The sequence below is a fragment of the Kribbella flavida DSM 17836 genome (genome assembly GCF_000024345.1).
Taxonomy (GTDB): Bacteria; Actinomycetota; Actinomycetes; order Propionibacteriales; family Kribbellaceae; genus Kribbella; species Kribbella flavida.
In genome coordinates this window covers 5,955,100-5,969,566 of sequence record NC_013729.1, presented here as the reverse complement: position 1 = coordinate 5,969,566, position 14,467 = coordinate 5,955,100, and the positions used below count along the sequence as shown (strand labels likewise).

Here is a 14,467-nt window from a genome sequence, read left to right as displayed (position 1 = left end):
AAGTCTGCAGAGTCCCGAATCAGTTGATGCTGCGTCAGTTGAACAGGCGCAGGTCGGAGAACCAGCCGGCCGACAACGCCATGATGTAGAAGTCGGTGAGGATCACGGTGAACAGCGAGATCATCGCGAACGTGCCGTGCTTGGGGTTCAGTTTCGACACGAAGGTCCAGTACCGGTAGCGCAGCGGGTGCTTGGAGAAGTTCTTCAGCCGGCCGCCGACGATGTGCCGGCAGGCGTGGCACGACAACGTGTACAGCCACAGGAAGACCAGATTGACCCAGATGATCAGGGTGCCCAGGCCGATGCCGAAGCCACCGTCCTTGCCGTGGAAGGCCAGCACGCCGTCGTACACGTTGAGCACGCCGAAGACCAGCGCGCCGTAGAAGAAGTACCGGTGCAGGTTCAGCGCGACCAGCGGGAACTTGCGCTCGCCGGTGTAGCTCTTGTGCGGCTCCGGGACGGCGCAGGCCGCCGGGGAGAAGAACAGCGAGCGGTAGCCGGCCTTGCGGTAGTAGTAGCAGGTGCCGCGGAAGCCGGCCAGCACCGCGAAGGTGATGATGCTGAGCGGCAGGAACACCGGGAACTTGGGGAACCAGGTGCCCAGGTGGCTGGAGCCCGGCACGCAGGACTCGCTGACACACGGCGAGTACAGCGGGGTGAGGTACTCGTACTGATCGACCCAGTACCACTTGTTCATGAAGATCCGGACCGTCGCGTAGACGACGAAAAAGGCCAGGATCACGCCGATCCGCAGCGGCGCGAGCCACCAGCGGTCGGTTCGCAGCGTCTTCTGCCCGATCGACGCACGACCGGGACTCTGAATACCAAGTGCCATCAGGGGGCGCGCCGGTCCGGTGCTCCGAAGCCTTCGTGCTCCGCGCCTGTCCACATGGACGCGTCATACTCCACGTCGGGAATCTCCTCGAGTTCCTCCGGAACGGGTCCGGGTCTGTGCCGTGGGTCGGGCGGGCCGAGCTCGGCCAGGTCGTCGCTCAACCGGGCCACGTCGGACACCAACCGGCGAATGCCGAGGGTGTCACCGTACTCCTGGCTGAGCTTGCCGACGCTTGCGTGCAACGCCTCGAGAGCGCGTTGCACGGCCGTCACACTGCTGCTGCCGTCGCCCATACCGACTCCAGTAATGGTTTTGTCGCCGTAAGTATGGGCACACTTTGCCTTCGCGCGGCGCACAACGGAAGACCTCTCGGTACGGCGTGTTTCTAGTTAGGGCGCCCTCAGTTGCCGACCGCGCCCGGGTGGAGTATTGGGCAGTTCCCGCCTTCGCCACCACGGGTTTCCCGGTGCGTGCGGACGGTGGCGGTTCTGGCAGAGTCCTCGCATGGACAGACAGGTCGTCGTCGGCGTCGCGATCGTACGGCGCGGACAGGTGCTGGCGGCGCTGCGTGCCGGGGTGGACGGCGGCTGGGAGTTTCCCGGCGGCAAGGTCGAGCCGGGTGAGAGCGACGAGGTCGCGGCCGCGCGGGAGATCGAGGAGGAGCTCGGACTGCGGATCCGGGTCGGCGCGTCGCTGGGGCACGAGGAGCCCATCGGGGACAAGTACGTCCTGCGGGTCTACCTGGCCGACCTGGTCGACGACGCGGTGGCGCCGGTGGTCCGGGAGCACAGCGAGATCCGGTGGGTGCCGGTGGCCGACCTGCACACGCTGCGGTGGTTGCCCGCCGACGTGCCGTTCCTGGCCGAGCTGCGCGCCGCGTTGACGGGTCCTAGGGAAGGTTGAGCAGGTCGCGCAGTTCTGCGGTGCCGTGCGCGTTGTGCTGTTCCCGGATGGACAGGGCGATGCGCCACTCGCGGCGGGCCTCGGGCAGCCGGCCTTGCAGCAGGCGGACCTCGCCGAGGGTCTTGCGGATGTCGGCCTCGCACAGCCAGTCGCCGTACTGACCGGCGATGGCCAGACCTTCGCTCTGGTGGGTAACGGCCTCGTCGAGCCGGCCCTGCGCGAGGCAGAGCTTGCCGAGCTCGTTCAGCACTTCTGCCTGTTGGATGGCGGCTCCGGCCTGTCGGTACAGCTCCAGACTCTGGCGCAAGCTCGCACCGGCCAGCTCGTACTGGTCGTCCTCGCGGTAGGACACTCCGATGTTCTGCGCGATCATCCCGCGGTAGCGCTCCAGGCCCGGCTCGACCAGCAGGCCCAGGGCCTCGTCGAAGTGCCGGCGGGCGGCATCGGCGGCGCCGGTCTTCAGGTAGAGCATGCCGAGGGCCAGGCAGGCCCAGGCCGCGCGGGGCGGGATGCCCAGACGCAGACCGATCTCGCGCGCGCGTTCGGCGTACGGGATGCCGTCGGCGGTGCGCCCGGTACGTTCCAGGACGTGACTGAGGCTGCTCAGACAGAGTGCCTGGAGGTTGCCGTCGCCTGACTTGTCCGCCGCGTCCACTGCTTGGCGCAGCGGACCCACTGCCTCCTGGTACTGGTCCAGCTCGGCATGCGCTGCCCCGAGGTCGTGCAGAACAAGGCCTTCGGCGATCCGGTCCGGTCCGCCCTTCACCAACCGCAGTACTGCCTCGTTGACCTGGAGCCAATCAAGCCAGGCCCGCCGCAACGCGTAGTACGCGTTGAGCCCGACGGCCACCTGTACGGCGAGCGCCGGCTGATCGATGGTGGCGCGCTGGATCGTCGGCACCAGCCCGCTCCGCTCGGTATCCAGCCAGCCGAGTACGTCGTCCTGGGTGGGGAGGTCGTCGGCGCCCTTGAGCCACTCCTCGTCCAACCAGTTGGTCCGGGTGACGCCATGGCCGGCGTACTCGCTGGCTCGCCAGACGACAGCGCGGACCCGCGTGATCCACTGGGTGGTCGCAGCCAGCCGATCCTCCGCGGACAGGGTCTGCTCGGCGAACTCCCGCGCGGCCACTCGGACCAGGTCGTGCAACCGGTAGCGCCCTGGAGTCGGCGTGGTGAGCAGGTGAACGTCCACCAGCCGCTCCAGCACGGTCTCCGCCTCCGGCTCGGGGCTGTCCGAGAGCGCCGCCGCCAGCTCGGCCGTCAGGTCCGGACTCTCGGCCAGACCGAGCAGGGCGAACATGGAAACGGCCTGGACGTCGATCGGGTCGTCGCTGCCGGCCAGCTGCTCGATCGACAGCACCAGCGTCGCCCGGACGCCGGAGTCGTCGAGCTGCAGTTCGTCCAGCCGGCGCCGGCCGTCGGCCAGTCGATCGGCAAGGTGCGCGACCGGCCAGGACGGTCTCGACGCGAGCCGGGCACCCGCCATCCGGATCGCCAGCGGCAGGCCGCCGCACTGCCGGACCACCTCGGCGCATTCGTCCTCCGGTGCGTCGGCCCGGCCGGAGATGCGGCGCAGCATCTCGATGGACTCGTGCAACGGCGGCTCGCCCAGGTGGTACTGGCGGCAGCCGAGACCCGCCATGCTGCGGCGGCTCGTCACGACGACGGCGCAGCCGCCGGCTCCGGGAAGCAGTTGGCGCACCTGCTCGTGGTCGGCCGCGTTGTCGAGCAGAAGCACCAGCCGGCGCTCGGCGAGCGCAGTACGGAACCTGGACGCGGCAGTGGGCAGGTCGGCCGGCGGGACCTCGCCCAGGTCCTCCAGCAAGTAGGTGAGGGCTTCCAGCGGCTCCAGCGGCGGGCCCAGACCGAAGCCGCGCAGATCCAGGTAGAGCTGGCCGTCCGGGAAGTGCTCCGCGACCTCGTGCGCGACGTGGATGGCCAGCGTTGTCTTGCCGATACCGCCCATGCCGGTGATGGCAGTGACGCTGACGGCCGGGCTGTCGATCAGGTAGCGGCTCAGCTCGGCCAGCTCCTGGACGCGGCCGGTGAAATCACCGCTGGCGAACGGCAACTGCCGCGGAGAGACCGCGCTGGACGGCTCGGGCGGTGCAGGCCGGTCCGTCTTGCCCCGGCGCGACGCGGCAGCGCTCAGGGCGGCTCGCTGGTCGCCCGTCAGCTTGAGCGCATCCGCCAGCGCGGCCACCGTAGCCGGCTGCGGATACCTGCGCGTGCCCCGCTCGAGGGTGCTGATGGCCTGCACGCTGATGCCGGACACGGCCGACAGCTCGTCCTGGGTGAGGCGGGCCGCCGTCCGGTGCCGGCGCAGCAGGGCCGCGAACTGCGACTCCACGTCCGGTCACCCCTCACGATCGCCACTTTGTATGGGTGAACTGTATGGGTTGTACCTGGTGACCGGTCTGGACCGCCAGAAGAATGAGCCGCGCTGAAGCAAACTGGGGGAGGAGATGCGGATGTCGGTTTACCAGGCAGTCCCGGTCGTGCGGCTGGAGGACTTCGCGCCCGAGGTCGTCTGTGAGGTGTACGAGCTGGGCTCGCGCCGGCAGACGCCCGTCGCCGCGAAGGAGCTCACCAACCGGCAGGTGATGATCGGCCGGCTGATGGCCACCGGCGCCAAGGACGCCGCCATCGCCCGGCAGCTGGGGCTGTCGCTGCGGACCGTGCGGTCCGAGATCAGCGCCCTGATCGCGGGCCTCGGCGCCCGCTCCCGCTTCCAGGCGGGCTGCCTGCTGGTACGCCGGTTCGGCTGAGCTCCGGCCGCCGGTGCGCCCGGCCGGATCCGGTGGGGTGCCCCGGCCGCGGCGTACGACGGCTCCGGGAACTGTCCGGACCCCGACGTAGGCTGACCGCATGAGCGAGCTCCCTGACCGCCGGCTGCTGCTGGTGCACGCGCATCCCGACGACGAGACGATCAACAACGGCGCGACGATGGCCCGGTACGTGGCCGAGGGCGCGCACGTCACCCTGGTCACCTGCACCCTCGGGGAGGAGGGGGAGGTGCTGGTGCCGGAGCTGGCGCACCTGGCCGCCGACCAGAGCGACCAGCTGGGCCGGCACCGGATCGGCGAGCTGGCCGCCGCCATGGACGAGCTGGGCGTCACCGACCACCGCTTCCTCGGCGGCCCCGGCCGGTACCGCGACACCGGCATGATCTACGACGAGCAGGGCAACGCCGCCGTCCCGCCCGACACCCGGCCGGACAGCTTCTGGCAGGCCGACCTGGTGACCGCGGCGAACGACCTGGTCACGGTCATCCGCGAGGTCCGCCCGCAGGTCCTGGTCACCTACGACGAGTTCGGCAACTACGGTCACCCCGACCACGTGCAGGCCCACCGGGTCGCCACGTACGCCGCCGCGCTGGCCGCGGCCCGCTCGTACCGCGAGGACCTGGGCCCGGCCTGGGACATCCCGAAGATCTACTGGACCGCGATCTCGGAGACGGCGATGCGCTCCAGCCTGCGCCGGCTGCGCGAGTCCGGCGACCACACCACCTTCGAGGGCATGGACCCCGACGGCCCGCTCGGCCCGATGATCACTCCCGACCGCTTCATCGACTGCGTGATCCCGGCCGACGGCTACCTCGACCGCAAGATGAACGCGATGAAGGCGCACGCCACCCAGATCACCGTCGACGGCCCGTTCTTCGCCCTGTCCAACAACGACGGCAACGAGATCTTCGGCGACGAGTTCTACCGCCTGGTCAAGGGCACCGCGGCGCCCGGCTCCGACGGTCTCGAGCACGACCTGTTCGCCGGTCTCTGAGCCGGCGCCGGACCGGGCCGCCGGTTCGTATGATCAGCGCGTGACCACTTCATCACTCGGCGAGTTGCTGCGCGAGTTCCGCCGCCGTGCGCAGCTGACCCGTGAAGCGCTGGCCGAGCGCGCCGGCGTCAGCGTCGAGGCGGTCCGTTCGCTGGAGAACGGCCGGCGGCGCCATCCGCGGCCGACCACGCTGGAGCTGCTGGCGGCCGCGCTGGCCATCACGCCCGAGGAGCTGGAACAGCTGCGGACGACCGCAGCACGCCCACCGGCCGGCAACCGACGGTTGCCGGCCGGGCCCGACGACCTCATCGGCCGGCAGAGCGTGCTGGCGGAGCTGACGGCCGTGCTCACCGAGTCGTCCCAGCAGGCCGCGGCGCCACCGGTCGTCGTCGCCGGAATGGGCGGTATCGGCAAGACGGCCGTCGCGCTGCGGGCCGCGCACCTCGTCGCGGACGCCTTCCCGGACGGGACCCTGTTCGTGAACCTGCGCGGGCACGCGGGCAGTGCGCCCACCACCGCGATCGAGGCGCTGGTCCAGCTGCTGCAGGAGCTGGGCGCCGCCGGCGACAGCATTCCTGGTGACGTCGCGGTCGCCGCGGCGAGGTTCCGCTCCGGTTTGGCCGGGCGACGGATGCTGATCGTCCTGGACGACGCCGCGAGCGCCGAGCAGGTCGAACCGCTGCTCCCCGGTGCGCCCGGCTCGGCAGTGCTGATCACCAGCAGGTCGTGGTTGCTCGGCCTCGCCGGCGCGCGTCACCTGCCGCTCGACCTGTTCGACGAGGCCGAGGCGATCGACCTGCTGCGCGAGGTCGGAGTGGATCAGGTCGACGAGGACCTCGCACTCGCGGGCACGGTCGCTCGACTCTGTGGTCTGTTGCCGCTGGCCCTGCGAATCGCTGGTGGGCGTCTGGCCGGACGGCCCGGCCAGAGTCTGGCAGAGCTGGCCGACGGGCTTGCCGACGAGCAGCGCAAGCTGGAGCTGCTCACCGCGGAAGACACCGGAGTACGGGCCGCCATCCGGTTGTCGGTCGACGCGCTGGCCGCGGCCGACCGCCCGCTGCAGCGCTCCGCCGCGGCGGCATTGCCGCTGATTTCGCAGATCGAGAGCGACGAGTTCGCCCTGCGCATCGCCGCAGCGGCACTGAACCAGCCGATCGGTGAGGCAGAGGCGGCGCTGGAGCACCTGGTCGACGTCAGCTTGCTGGAGACGCCCGGCCCGCAGCGGTACCGGCTGCACGACCTGGTGCGTACCTTCGGCCGCGAGCAGGTGACGCGCGACGGTGCCGAGTCGGTCCGCCTGCGCGTGCTCGACCAGTACGTCGCCTTGCTGTGGCGCGTGTCCACGGCCGACGGACACGCCAGCGTCATGACCGAGGGTTGGCGGGACCCGAGCTGGTGGACGGCCGCGGCGGACCTCGAGTTCCAGCAGGCCGTCGACCTCCTCGACAGTGAGCGCTCCGGTCTGGTCCGGACCATCCGGGCCGCGGCGGCCGGGACGGCAGCCGAGCGTCGTCGGGTGATCCGGGCCGCGGTGGGGTTCGACGAGTTCGGCCTCCACCGCAAACGGTGGAGCGAGTGGCGGGATGTGAACCTGGTCGCGGTGGACGTGGTCGACGAGCACGAGGATCCGCTGGGCGCGGCGATGGTGACCTACGATCTCGGGCTGGCGCTGAACGAGTTGGGCGACTTCACGGCGGGGCACGCTCAGCTGACCCGGGCGCTCGGGTTGGTCCGCCGACTCGGCGACCGGCGCTTCGAGACCCAGTGCCTGATCCAGCTGTCCCACGCGCTCGAGCAGACCGGTGAGCTGGAGGCGGCCGAGTCCCTGGCTCGCGAGGCACAGGTGCTGACGGTGGAGCTGGCGGACGAACAGATGGAGTCCTGGTGCCACCTGCTGCTCGGCATGATCGCCGGCCGGGCGGGCGACCTCGCCATGCAGGACGCGGAGTTCGACCTGGCCGTACGGCAGCTGGACCGGCTGCCCGACGTACCGCCGTCACACGCTGCCATGCGTCGCCTGTCGATCGGGGAGTCCTACCTCACGGCCCGGCGCTACGAACAAGCCGAAGCCAGCCTGACCGCCAGCCTGAAGCTGTTCCAGGTCGCCGAGCGGCCGAACGGAGTCGCCGAGGCCCTGGACGACCTGAGCGCGGTACTGACCGAGACAGGACGGGCCGCTGAGGCGCTCGAGCGGCAGGACGAGGCTCTGCGGCTGGCGATCGACGAAGAGCTGTGGGACCGCGAGGCGAGCGTCCGGATGCGCCGCGGCAAGACGCTGGTCGCCCTCGGCCGGCCGGACGAGGCCCGGACCGAGTGGGAGAAGGCGGCGGCGCTCTACCGCTCGCACCTGGCGCCGGGCACCGAGGAGGCGGAACGGCTGCTCGCCTCGCTGGAACGGCGTGACGGGTCCCACACGGTGAGTTGAGGCGTCAACCATCAGCGGCACCTAGGCTGCTGGAGTGACCCCGGATCCCAGTGGCAGCGTGGCGCCGGGGGACTTTCGTGCGGCCATGGGGCGGTTCGCGTCCGGCATCACGATCATGAGTACGTCGCAGGCCGGCGTCGCGCACGCGATGACCGCCAACGCGTTCACCTCGGTGTCCCTCGATCCGCCGCTCGTCCTGGTCTGCGTGGACAAAGGGGTGCGGATGCACGACGCCGTGCTCGAGTGCGGGTACTGGGCGGTCTCGGTGCTCGCCGCGGGCGACCGCGCGATCGCGGACCGCTTCGCCCGGTCGGGCCGGCACCTGTACAGCCAGTTCGACGGGGTGCCGACGGTCGCCGGGCCGAAGACCGGCTGCCCGGTGATCGCCGGGGCGCTGTCCTGGCTGGAGTGCCGGACCTGGGCCACCTACGACGGCGGCGACCACACGATCGTGGTCGGCGAGGTGCTCAGTCTGGGCACCGGCGAGACCGATGACCCCGCGGCGCTGATCTACTACACGGGGCAGTACCGGGAACTCAGGGGCAGCTGAGGCCAGGTCCGGCGGACCGAGCGATTTCCGCCGTCCCGTAGGATGTGGCGTCTGTCGTTCGGTTCGAGCAGGAGGACTCTGTCCGGTGGGGAGAAAGCAGCTCGCGGTCATCGCCGCGGCGGGGTTCGGGGTGCTCGTCGTCGCGTACGGCGCGGCGTTCGCGCTCACCGGCGACAAGGTACCGGGGGACACGACGGTTCTGGGGATCTCCCTGGGTGGACTGTCCGAGCAGGAGGCCAAGGCGAAGCTGCAGGCCGGGATCAAGGACCGGCTGAACCTGCCGATCAAGGTCAAGGCCGGCAAGACGACGTACGAGGTGACACCGGCCGACGCCGGGCTCAGCCTCGACGTCGACGCCACGGTGGAGGCGGCCGGAGCGGGCCGCAGCCTGAACCCGGCCCGGATGTGGCAGGTGATGACCGGCGGTGACGCGGTCGAGCCGGTCGTCGTCAAGGACGAGGGCAAGCTGAAGGCGGCCGTCGACAAGCTCGCGGGACGGGTCAACCGGCCCGCCACCGAGGGCACGATCACCTTCCCCGACGCCAAGGCCGTCCAGCACGCGCCGGCTGACGGGCTGCAGCTCGACAAGACCAAGGCGACCGACACGGTGGTGTCCGCCTACCCGTCCGACGGCAACCCGAAGGACCTGCCGGTCAGCGTGACCAAGCCGAAGGCCGGCACCGAGGCGATCGGCAAGGCGATGAAGGAGTACGCCGAGCCGGCGATGTCCGGGCCGATCCGGCTGACCGTCGGCGACAAGGGCGTCAACCTGACCCCGGCCGAGCTGGCGCCGGCGCTGAAGCTGGTCGCCAAGGACGGCAAGTTCACGCCGAGCCTGGACATCAAGAAGCTCGAGCCGCTGTTCGCGAAGCGGTTCAAGGGCCTGGAGACGCCGCCCAAGGACGCCGGCATCCAGATCGTCGGCGGCCGGCCGCAGGTCGTGCCCGCGGTCGACGGCCAGGTCGTCGCCCGGGACAAGGTGGCGCCGGCGATCCTGTCGGTGCTGCCCAAGCCCGAGGGTGAGCGCAAGGTCGCGGTGGGTCTGGCGAAGTCCAAGGCCGACCTGACCACCGAGGCCGCGCAGGCGCTCGGGATCAAGGAGGTGATGGGCCAGTTCACCACCCGGTTCCCGCACGCGGAGTACCGCAACGTGAACATCGGCACCGCCGCCCGCCGGATCAACGGCACCCTGCTCAAGCCGAACGAGACGTTCAGCCTGAACAAGATCGTCGGCGAGCGGACCAAGGCGAACGGCTTCACCGAGGGCAACATCATCGACGGCGGCAAGTTCAAGCTGGACCTCGGCGGTGGCGTCTCGCAGTCGGCCACCACCACCTTCAACGCGGCCTTCTTCGCCGGCCTCAAGGACGTCGAGCACAAGCCGCACAGCGTCTACATCAACCGCTACCCGGCCGGCCGGGAGGCGACCGTGGCGTGGCCGTCGGTGGACCTGAAGTTCCTCAACGACTCCGGTCACGGCGTCTACGTGCAGACCCTGTTCACCGCCTCCAGGCCCGGGACGCAGGGCAGCATCACGGTGAAGATCTGGGGCACCAAGGTCTGGGACATCACCGCCGGCCAGTCCGCGCGGTACAACTTCCGCGCGCCCGGCCTGGTCTACAGCCAGGAGGCCGGCTGCCGTCCGCAGGCGCCGACCGGTGGCTTCGACATCAAGGTGTACCGGTACTTCGCGAAGAACGGCCAGCGGGTGAAGACCGAGACGTTCACCACCAACTACAACGCGGCCGACGACATCCGCTGCGGCCCGAAGCCGGGCACCACGCCGCCGCCGAACACCCCGGACGCCCCGCCCAGCCCGGGCGTGGCCAAGCCGAGCGGCACCACCCGCGCGCCGAGCTGAAGCGACCGGCGAGCGCCGCCTGAGAGGTCGGCAGGCGGCCGGCCGGTCAGGCCCGGGGGAGCTGGTGCAGCCCGGCGGCGACGAGGTCGAAGATCTGCTCGCCGATCGCCGCGCCCTCCCGCCGTACCTGGGTCGGGTCGATCCGCAGCACCCGGTCCAGCCGGACCTCGCTGCGACGGCCCGCCTTGTCCCAGGCGCCACTGCCGATGTCCAGCCAGACCCGGCCCCAGCGCGCCTCGTCCGCGGCGTCCCGGTCGTGGTCCTTGCTGGTCAGGATCAGCGCCAGCAGGTACGTGCCGTCCGAGCCGACCACCAGCACCGGCCGGTCCTTGCCCCGCTGGTGGTCCTCCTCGAACGGCACCCAGGTCCAGACCACCTCGCCCGGATCCGCCACCCCGTCGTCCGGGTGCGGCGTGTACTCGACCCGCACCGTGCCCTCGTAGTCGCCCGGGTACTCCGGCCGTTCGGCCACCAGATCCGCCATGCGCCGACCCTAGGCCATCTCGGCCGCGCGCGCCCGGATCCGTGGCCACCACTTCCAGTGGGCGGCGTACGGTGGCGCCCATGCGTAGCGTGCTCGTGACCGGCAGCACCGGCGGAATCGGTACGGCGATCGTCCGCGCCTTGCTGGATCGAGGCGACCGGGTCCTCGCCGTGGCCCGGGCCGTCGACCGCCTGCCCGACCACCCCGACCTCGTCCCGATCGCCGCGGACCTGTCCCGCCCCGCGGACCTGGCAGCCGCCCTGCCACCGCTCGACCGCCTCGACGCGGTTGTCCACTGTGCGGCGGTGGCCGACGTAGCCGCAGTCACGGACAGTCCGGCCGAGCTCTGGCAGCGCACGTTCGCGGTCAACGTCACGGCGGCCGCTGAGCTCACCCGCCTGGCCCTGCCTGCGCTACGGGCCGCCCGAGGCGCAGTGGTGTTCGTCAACCAGGCGCCGGGCCTGCGGGCGGTTCCCCAGTGGTCCGCGTACGTCGGCAGCAAGAAGGCGTTGACCGAACTGGCCGACTCCCTGCGCCGCGAGGAGAAGTTGCGCGTCACCACGATCTATCCCGGACCGACAGCGACCGAGTTGCTGGCGACCGTCCGGGCGGACTTCGGGGCGCCGTACGAGCCGGACCATTGCGTCCAGCCCGCCACGCTCGCTGGCTACGTGCTGCTGGCGCTGGACGCTGCTCCGGACGCGTACCTGTCCGAGCTGAGCGTGCTGCCGACGCCCTGACGGTCAGTGCTTGGTGAGGTAGCGGTACTTGTACGCCAGGGCGTAGCCGAGATTGGTGTACGTCGTCAGGGCCGCCACGTTGTCCTCAACGACCTCCAGGTAGCTCCTACGGCCTCCCAACGGTCCAGCCCACCTGGTGATGCCCTGCAGCACAGCAGTCGCCAGCCCGCGCCGCCGGTACGCCGAGTCGACGCGGACCGCGTCCACGCCCACCCAGTGGCCGGTCATCGACCCCCGGCCGACCGCCACGACCTTCCCGTCGAGCGAGACCGAGGCGAAAGCGGTCCGCTGCGCCCCCTCCATCACTGCGGGCGCAGCAGCCGGCACCGGCCCGTCGAAGGCCGCCGCGTACCAGGTCTCGTCCGGCTTGTCCGTCACCACCACCTCGTACGCCGGTACGCCGTTCACGTGGTCGAGCGTCGTGTGCATCACCAGCACGTCGGCCTGCTCGGGCCGGGCCTCGGTCCAGCCGAGCCGCTGCAGCTCCTCCGCCTCCGGGCTCTCCAGCCGCACCAGAGCGAGCGGCGGCAAGCCCCGCTCGGTGTAGAACGCCTCGGCGTGCTTGAGGGCGTCCTCGACCGGCATGCCCGGGTCTCCGGCCGGCAGCAGCGAGTTGCCACGACCTGTCCAGCCGGAGGACGCCCGCAGCAGCCACTGGCCGACGTACTGGGTCTCCACCGCCGGACGGCCGAGCGCAGTGGTCAGGAACAGCTGCTCCACGTCCACCGGCCGCAGCGGCATCGGCGGAACCCGCTTGGCGGCGACCACCGCCGCCTGCTGGATCCGGTACGGCGTACTGTCGGCGTGCCGGACCGCCAGGGTCTCCTGGTCGAACGCCTGCAGCACCCCGATCACGTCGGTCGCCTGCCCGTCGCCCAACCGGTGGCGGACCACGACACGGTGGCCGATATCACGGGCGCTGAGGCCTGACACGATGCGGACTCCTGGCAGAGTGGTCGAGGGACTACCGTGATACTAGTGTCGTGTCCGCATGGCACTGAGAACCGAGCACTAGCGCACCGCAGCATCTCCAAGTCCGCTGCGCTTGCTGGCCATAGGAGGAGTACCAGTGACTTACGTCATCGCGCAGCCGTGTGTTGACCTCAAGGACCTCGCGTGTGTCGAGGAGTGCCCGGTCGACTGCATCTACGAGGGCAACCGGATGCTCTACATCCACCCTGACGAGTGCGTCGACTGTGGTGCGTGCGAGCCGGTCTGCCCGGTCGAGGCCATCTACTACGAGGACGACACGCCGGAGCAGTGGAAGGACTACTACACCGCCAACGTCGACTTCTTCAACGACCTCGGCTCGCCCGGCGGCGCCTCGAAGCTCGGCAAGATCGACAAGGACCACCCGTTCATCGCGGCCCTGCCCCCGCAGGAGCACGACGAGTGACCTGAGCCTCGGCTCGTCCTGCGGTGTCCCGGCCGGTCCGGGGCACCGCAGTTCTGCGTCCGGGCAGAGCCGGCGCCTGACGGACCGGCGGCCAGGCGGGCGTGGACCTGCCTAGGGCTGCTCGTACTCGACCAGGGCGATGCCCGGCCAGCGGCGCTCGGCCTCGGTCAGCCGACTCAGCCGGGGCTCGTCGATCGGCGCCGGTCGCAGGATCGAGCAGAGCGAGACGCGGGACGGGTCCGGCGGCGCGGTGGTGTCGTAGGCGACGACCGACGCGCCGAACGGCTCGGTCGCCGGGTGGCCGGGAAGCAGCTCCGCGACGTGCAGCCGGGCCAGCACCTCGTCGGGCAGGCGACGCAGCCACGGGTGAGCACGGAGTACATCAGCGAAACTGGCCGGCATCACCGACCGCCCACCCGGCGTCGGTGGCCGGGCCGGTTCGCAGTCCGCGTCGGGCGCGGCTTCGGCCACATCGGACGGACTAGTCCTCCACCACGTCGACGTGCACGTGGTCCAGGTGCCGCAGGGTGTCCCGGTTCCCGGCGCGGTCCGGCGCGTCGTAGTCGCGCCAGCCGCTGTCCGACCGGCCGCCGGCCGTCCAGATCTTGTCGCTGAAGATGATCGTGCGGATCTTCAGCCGGTCCGCGTGCGCGACCAGGTACTGCGCGAGCGCCCAGCCGCGGGTGGTGTTGGCGGCGGAGATCGGCTTGACGAAGATGTCGACCGCCCGCCCGTCGTAGTGCGCCGAGCCCTCCATGTGGCCGGAGCGGATGCCGCCCGGCGCGTACCCACCGGTGGACAGCCCGCCGAAGGTCTTGGCCAGGTCCGCCCGGACCGCCTCCGCCCGCGGCGTCAGGCCGTTCGCACCGATCGGCTCGACCGCGCCGGACGGCATGTCCACCGTGCAGCTGAAGGCACCCTTCGACTGGCCGGTCAAGGCCGAGGCCAGCACCCGGGCATCGTCCTCGTGGTCGGCGTACGCGTTCGGGAAGGCGCTGCGCTGGACCCGGTCGGCCGCAACCGTCACCGCCAGCTGCTGGTAGTTCTTGATCTTCACCAGCGCGTCGTAGAACTTCGCCGCCGCGTAGTGCGGGTCCTGGACCTGCGCGGGCGTGCCCCAGCCCTGCGACGGGCGCTGCTGGAACAGTCCGAGCGAGTCCCGGTCGCCGTGCGCGAGGTTGCGCAGCCCCGACTCCTGGTACGCCGTGGCCAGCGCGATCGTCGCCGCGCGGGCCGGCAGTCCGCGGCGGACCGCGATCCCCGCGATCACCGCGGCCGACTCCGCCTGCTCCGGGTCGAGCGTGACGGTGACCCCGTTGACCGTCGCCTCGCACTTCTCCCGCGGCGGGATCAGCGGCCCGATGCCCTGCCCGCCGATCCAGGAGACGGCCGCCCCGACGGCCAGCGCGAGCGCGGCGAACGCACCCACCGCCACGACCGCACCACGATTCACCGCCATACCGGTCCCAACGTGCGGAGTCGGGGCGTGGGTT

At 70.9% G+C, this 14,467-nt stretch carries 15 protein-coding genes; 8 read left to right on the top strand and 7 right to left on the bottom strand.

The window, feature by feature from the left end:
- Nucleotides 1-34: 34 nt before the first annotated feature.
- Together KFLA_RS27455 and KFLA_RS27450 are read right to left on the bottom strand one after the other, a co-directional pair.
- Nucleotides 35-835: a hypothetical protein gene (locus KFLA_RS27455; RefSeq protein ID WP_012923098.1), complete on the bottom strand. Its 801-nt coding sequence runs from the start codon at nt 833-835 to the stop codon at nt 35-37.
- Nucleotides 835-1,128, bottom strand: coding sequence for a hypothetical protein (locus KFLA_RS27450; protein WP_012923097.1), 294 nt, complete (start codon nt 1,126-1,128; stop codon nt 835-837). Before KFLA_RS27450 ends, KFLA_RS27455 begins: the two co-directional genes overlap by 1 nt.
- Before the next feature lie 211 nt (nt 1,129-1,339).
- Between KFLA_RS27450 and KFLA_RS27445 the strand changes: the two genes are divergently transcribed.
- Nucleotides 1,340-1,738 (top strand): (deoxy)nucleoside triphosphate pyrophosphohydrolase, encoded by a 399-nt coding sequence (locus KFLA_RS27445; RefSeq protein ID WP_012923096.1) that lies wholly within the window; start codon nt 1,340-1,342, stop codon nt 1,736-1,738.
- Here the strand turns inward: KFLA_RS27445 and KFLA_RS27440 are convergent.
- Nucleotides 1,725-4,088 (bottom strand): ATP-binding protein, encoded by a 2,364-nt coding sequence (locus KFLA_RS27440; RefSeq protein WP_012923095.1) that lies wholly within the window; start codon nt 4,086-4,088, stop codon nt 1,725-1,727. The two genes, KFLA_RS27445 and KFLA_RS27440, sit on opposite strands and share 14 nt — an antisense overlap.
- A 121-nt stretch (nt 4,089-4,209) precedes the next feature.
- Between KFLA_RS27440 and KFLA_RS27435 the strand changes: the two genes are divergently transcribed.
- From KFLA_RS27435 to KFLA_RS27415, 5 genes are all read left to right on the top strand, one after another.
- Nucleotides 4,210-4,506 carry a response regulator transcription factor gene (locus KFLA_RS27435; RefSeq protein WP_041289507.1) on the top strand — a complete coding sequence of 99 codons (297 nt, stop codon included), beginning with the start codon at nt 4,210-4,212 and terminating at the stop codon, nt 4,504-4,506.
- A gap of 100 nt (nt 4,507-4,606) precedes the next feature.
- Nucleotides 4,607-5,518 (top strand): N-acetyl-1-D-myo-inositol-2-amino-2-deoxy-alpha-D-glucopyranoside deacetylase, encoded by a 912-nt coding sequence (gene mshB, locus KFLA_RS27430; RefSeq protein WP_012923094.1) that lies wholly within the window; start codon nt 4,607-4,609, stop codon nt 5,516-5,518.
- A 40-nt stretch (nt 5,519-5,558) separates the two neighbouring features.
- Complete coding sequence (locus tag KFLA_RS35985) at nt 5,559-7,943, top strand: ATP-binding protein (protein WP_012923093.1); 2,385 nt, start codon at nt 5,559-5,561, stop codon at nt 7,941-7,943.
- An 85-nt stretch (nt 7,944-8,028) separates the two neighbouring features.
- Nucleotides 8,029-8,493 (top strand): flavin reductase family protein, encoded by a 465-nt coding sequence (locus KFLA_RS27420; RefSeq protein ID WP_237706613.1) that lies wholly within the window; start codon nt 8,029-8,031, stop codon nt 8,491-8,493.
- Between the two features lie 85 nt (nt 8,494-8,578).
- Nucleotides 8,579-10,354, top strand: coding sequence for a VanW family protein (locus KFLA_RS27415; RefSeq protein ID WP_012923091.1), 1,776 nt, complete (start codon nt 8,579-8,581; stop codon nt 10,352-10,354).
- Between the two features lie 46 nt (nt 10,355-10,400).
- On the opposite strand, the gene KFLA_RS39450 is transcribed toward KFLA_RS27415, so the two are convergent.
- A complete protein-coding gene (locus tag KFLA_RS39450) occupies nt 10,401-10,838 on the bottom strand; it encodes a type II toxin-antitoxin system PemK/MazF family toxin (RefSeq protein ID WP_012923090.1) in 438 nt (145 codons plus the stop codon).
- 80 nt (nt 10,839-10,918) lie between these two features.
- On the opposite strand from KFLA_RS39450, the gene KFLA_RS27405 reads away from it, so the two are divergent.
- Nucleotides 10,919-11,578 carry an SDR family NAD(P)-dependent oxidoreductase gene (locus tag KFLA_RS27405; protein ID WP_012923089.1) on the top strand — a complete coding sequence of 220 codons (660 nt, stop codon included), beginning with the start codon at nt 10,919-10,921 and terminating at the stop codon, nt 11,576-11,578.
- 3 nt (nt 11,579-11,581) lie between these two features.
- Here the strand turns inward: KFLA_RS27405 and KFLA_RS35980 are convergent, their stop codons facing one another.
- Nucleotides 11,582-12,511, bottom strand: coding sequence for a GNAT family N-acetyltransferase (locus KFLA_RS35980; RefSeq protein WP_012923088.1), 930 nt, complete (start codon nt 12,509-12,511; stop codon nt 11,582-11,584).
- 136 nt (nt 12,512-12,647) lie between these two features.
- Between KFLA_RS35980 and fdxA the strand changes: the two genes are divergently transcribed.
- Nucleotides 12,648-12,974 (top strand): ferredoxin, encoded by a 327-nt coding sequence (gene fdxA / locus KFLA_RS27395; protein WP_012923087.1) that lies wholly within the window; start codon nt 12,648-12,650, stop codon nt 12,972-12,974.
- Between the two features lie 111 nt (nt 12,975-13,085).
- Here fdxA and KFLA_RS27390 read toward each other — a convergent pair whose 3' ends face one another.
- On the bottom strand, nt 13,086-13,376 hold the full coding sequence (locus tag KFLA_RS27390; protein ID WP_012923086.1) for a hypothetical protein: 291 nt from the start codon (nt 13,374-13,376) through the stop codon (nt 13,086-13,088).
- 79 nt (nt 13,377-13,455) lie between these two features.
- Nucleotides 13,456-14,433 carry a VldE C-terminal domain-containing protein gene (locus KFLA_RS27385; protein WP_012923085.1) on the bottom strand — a complete coding sequence of 326 codons (978 nt, stop codon included), beginning with the start codon at nt 14,431-14,433 and terminating at the stop codon, nt 13,456-13,458.
- Between the last annotated feature and the right edge of the window lie 34 nt (nt 14,434-14,467).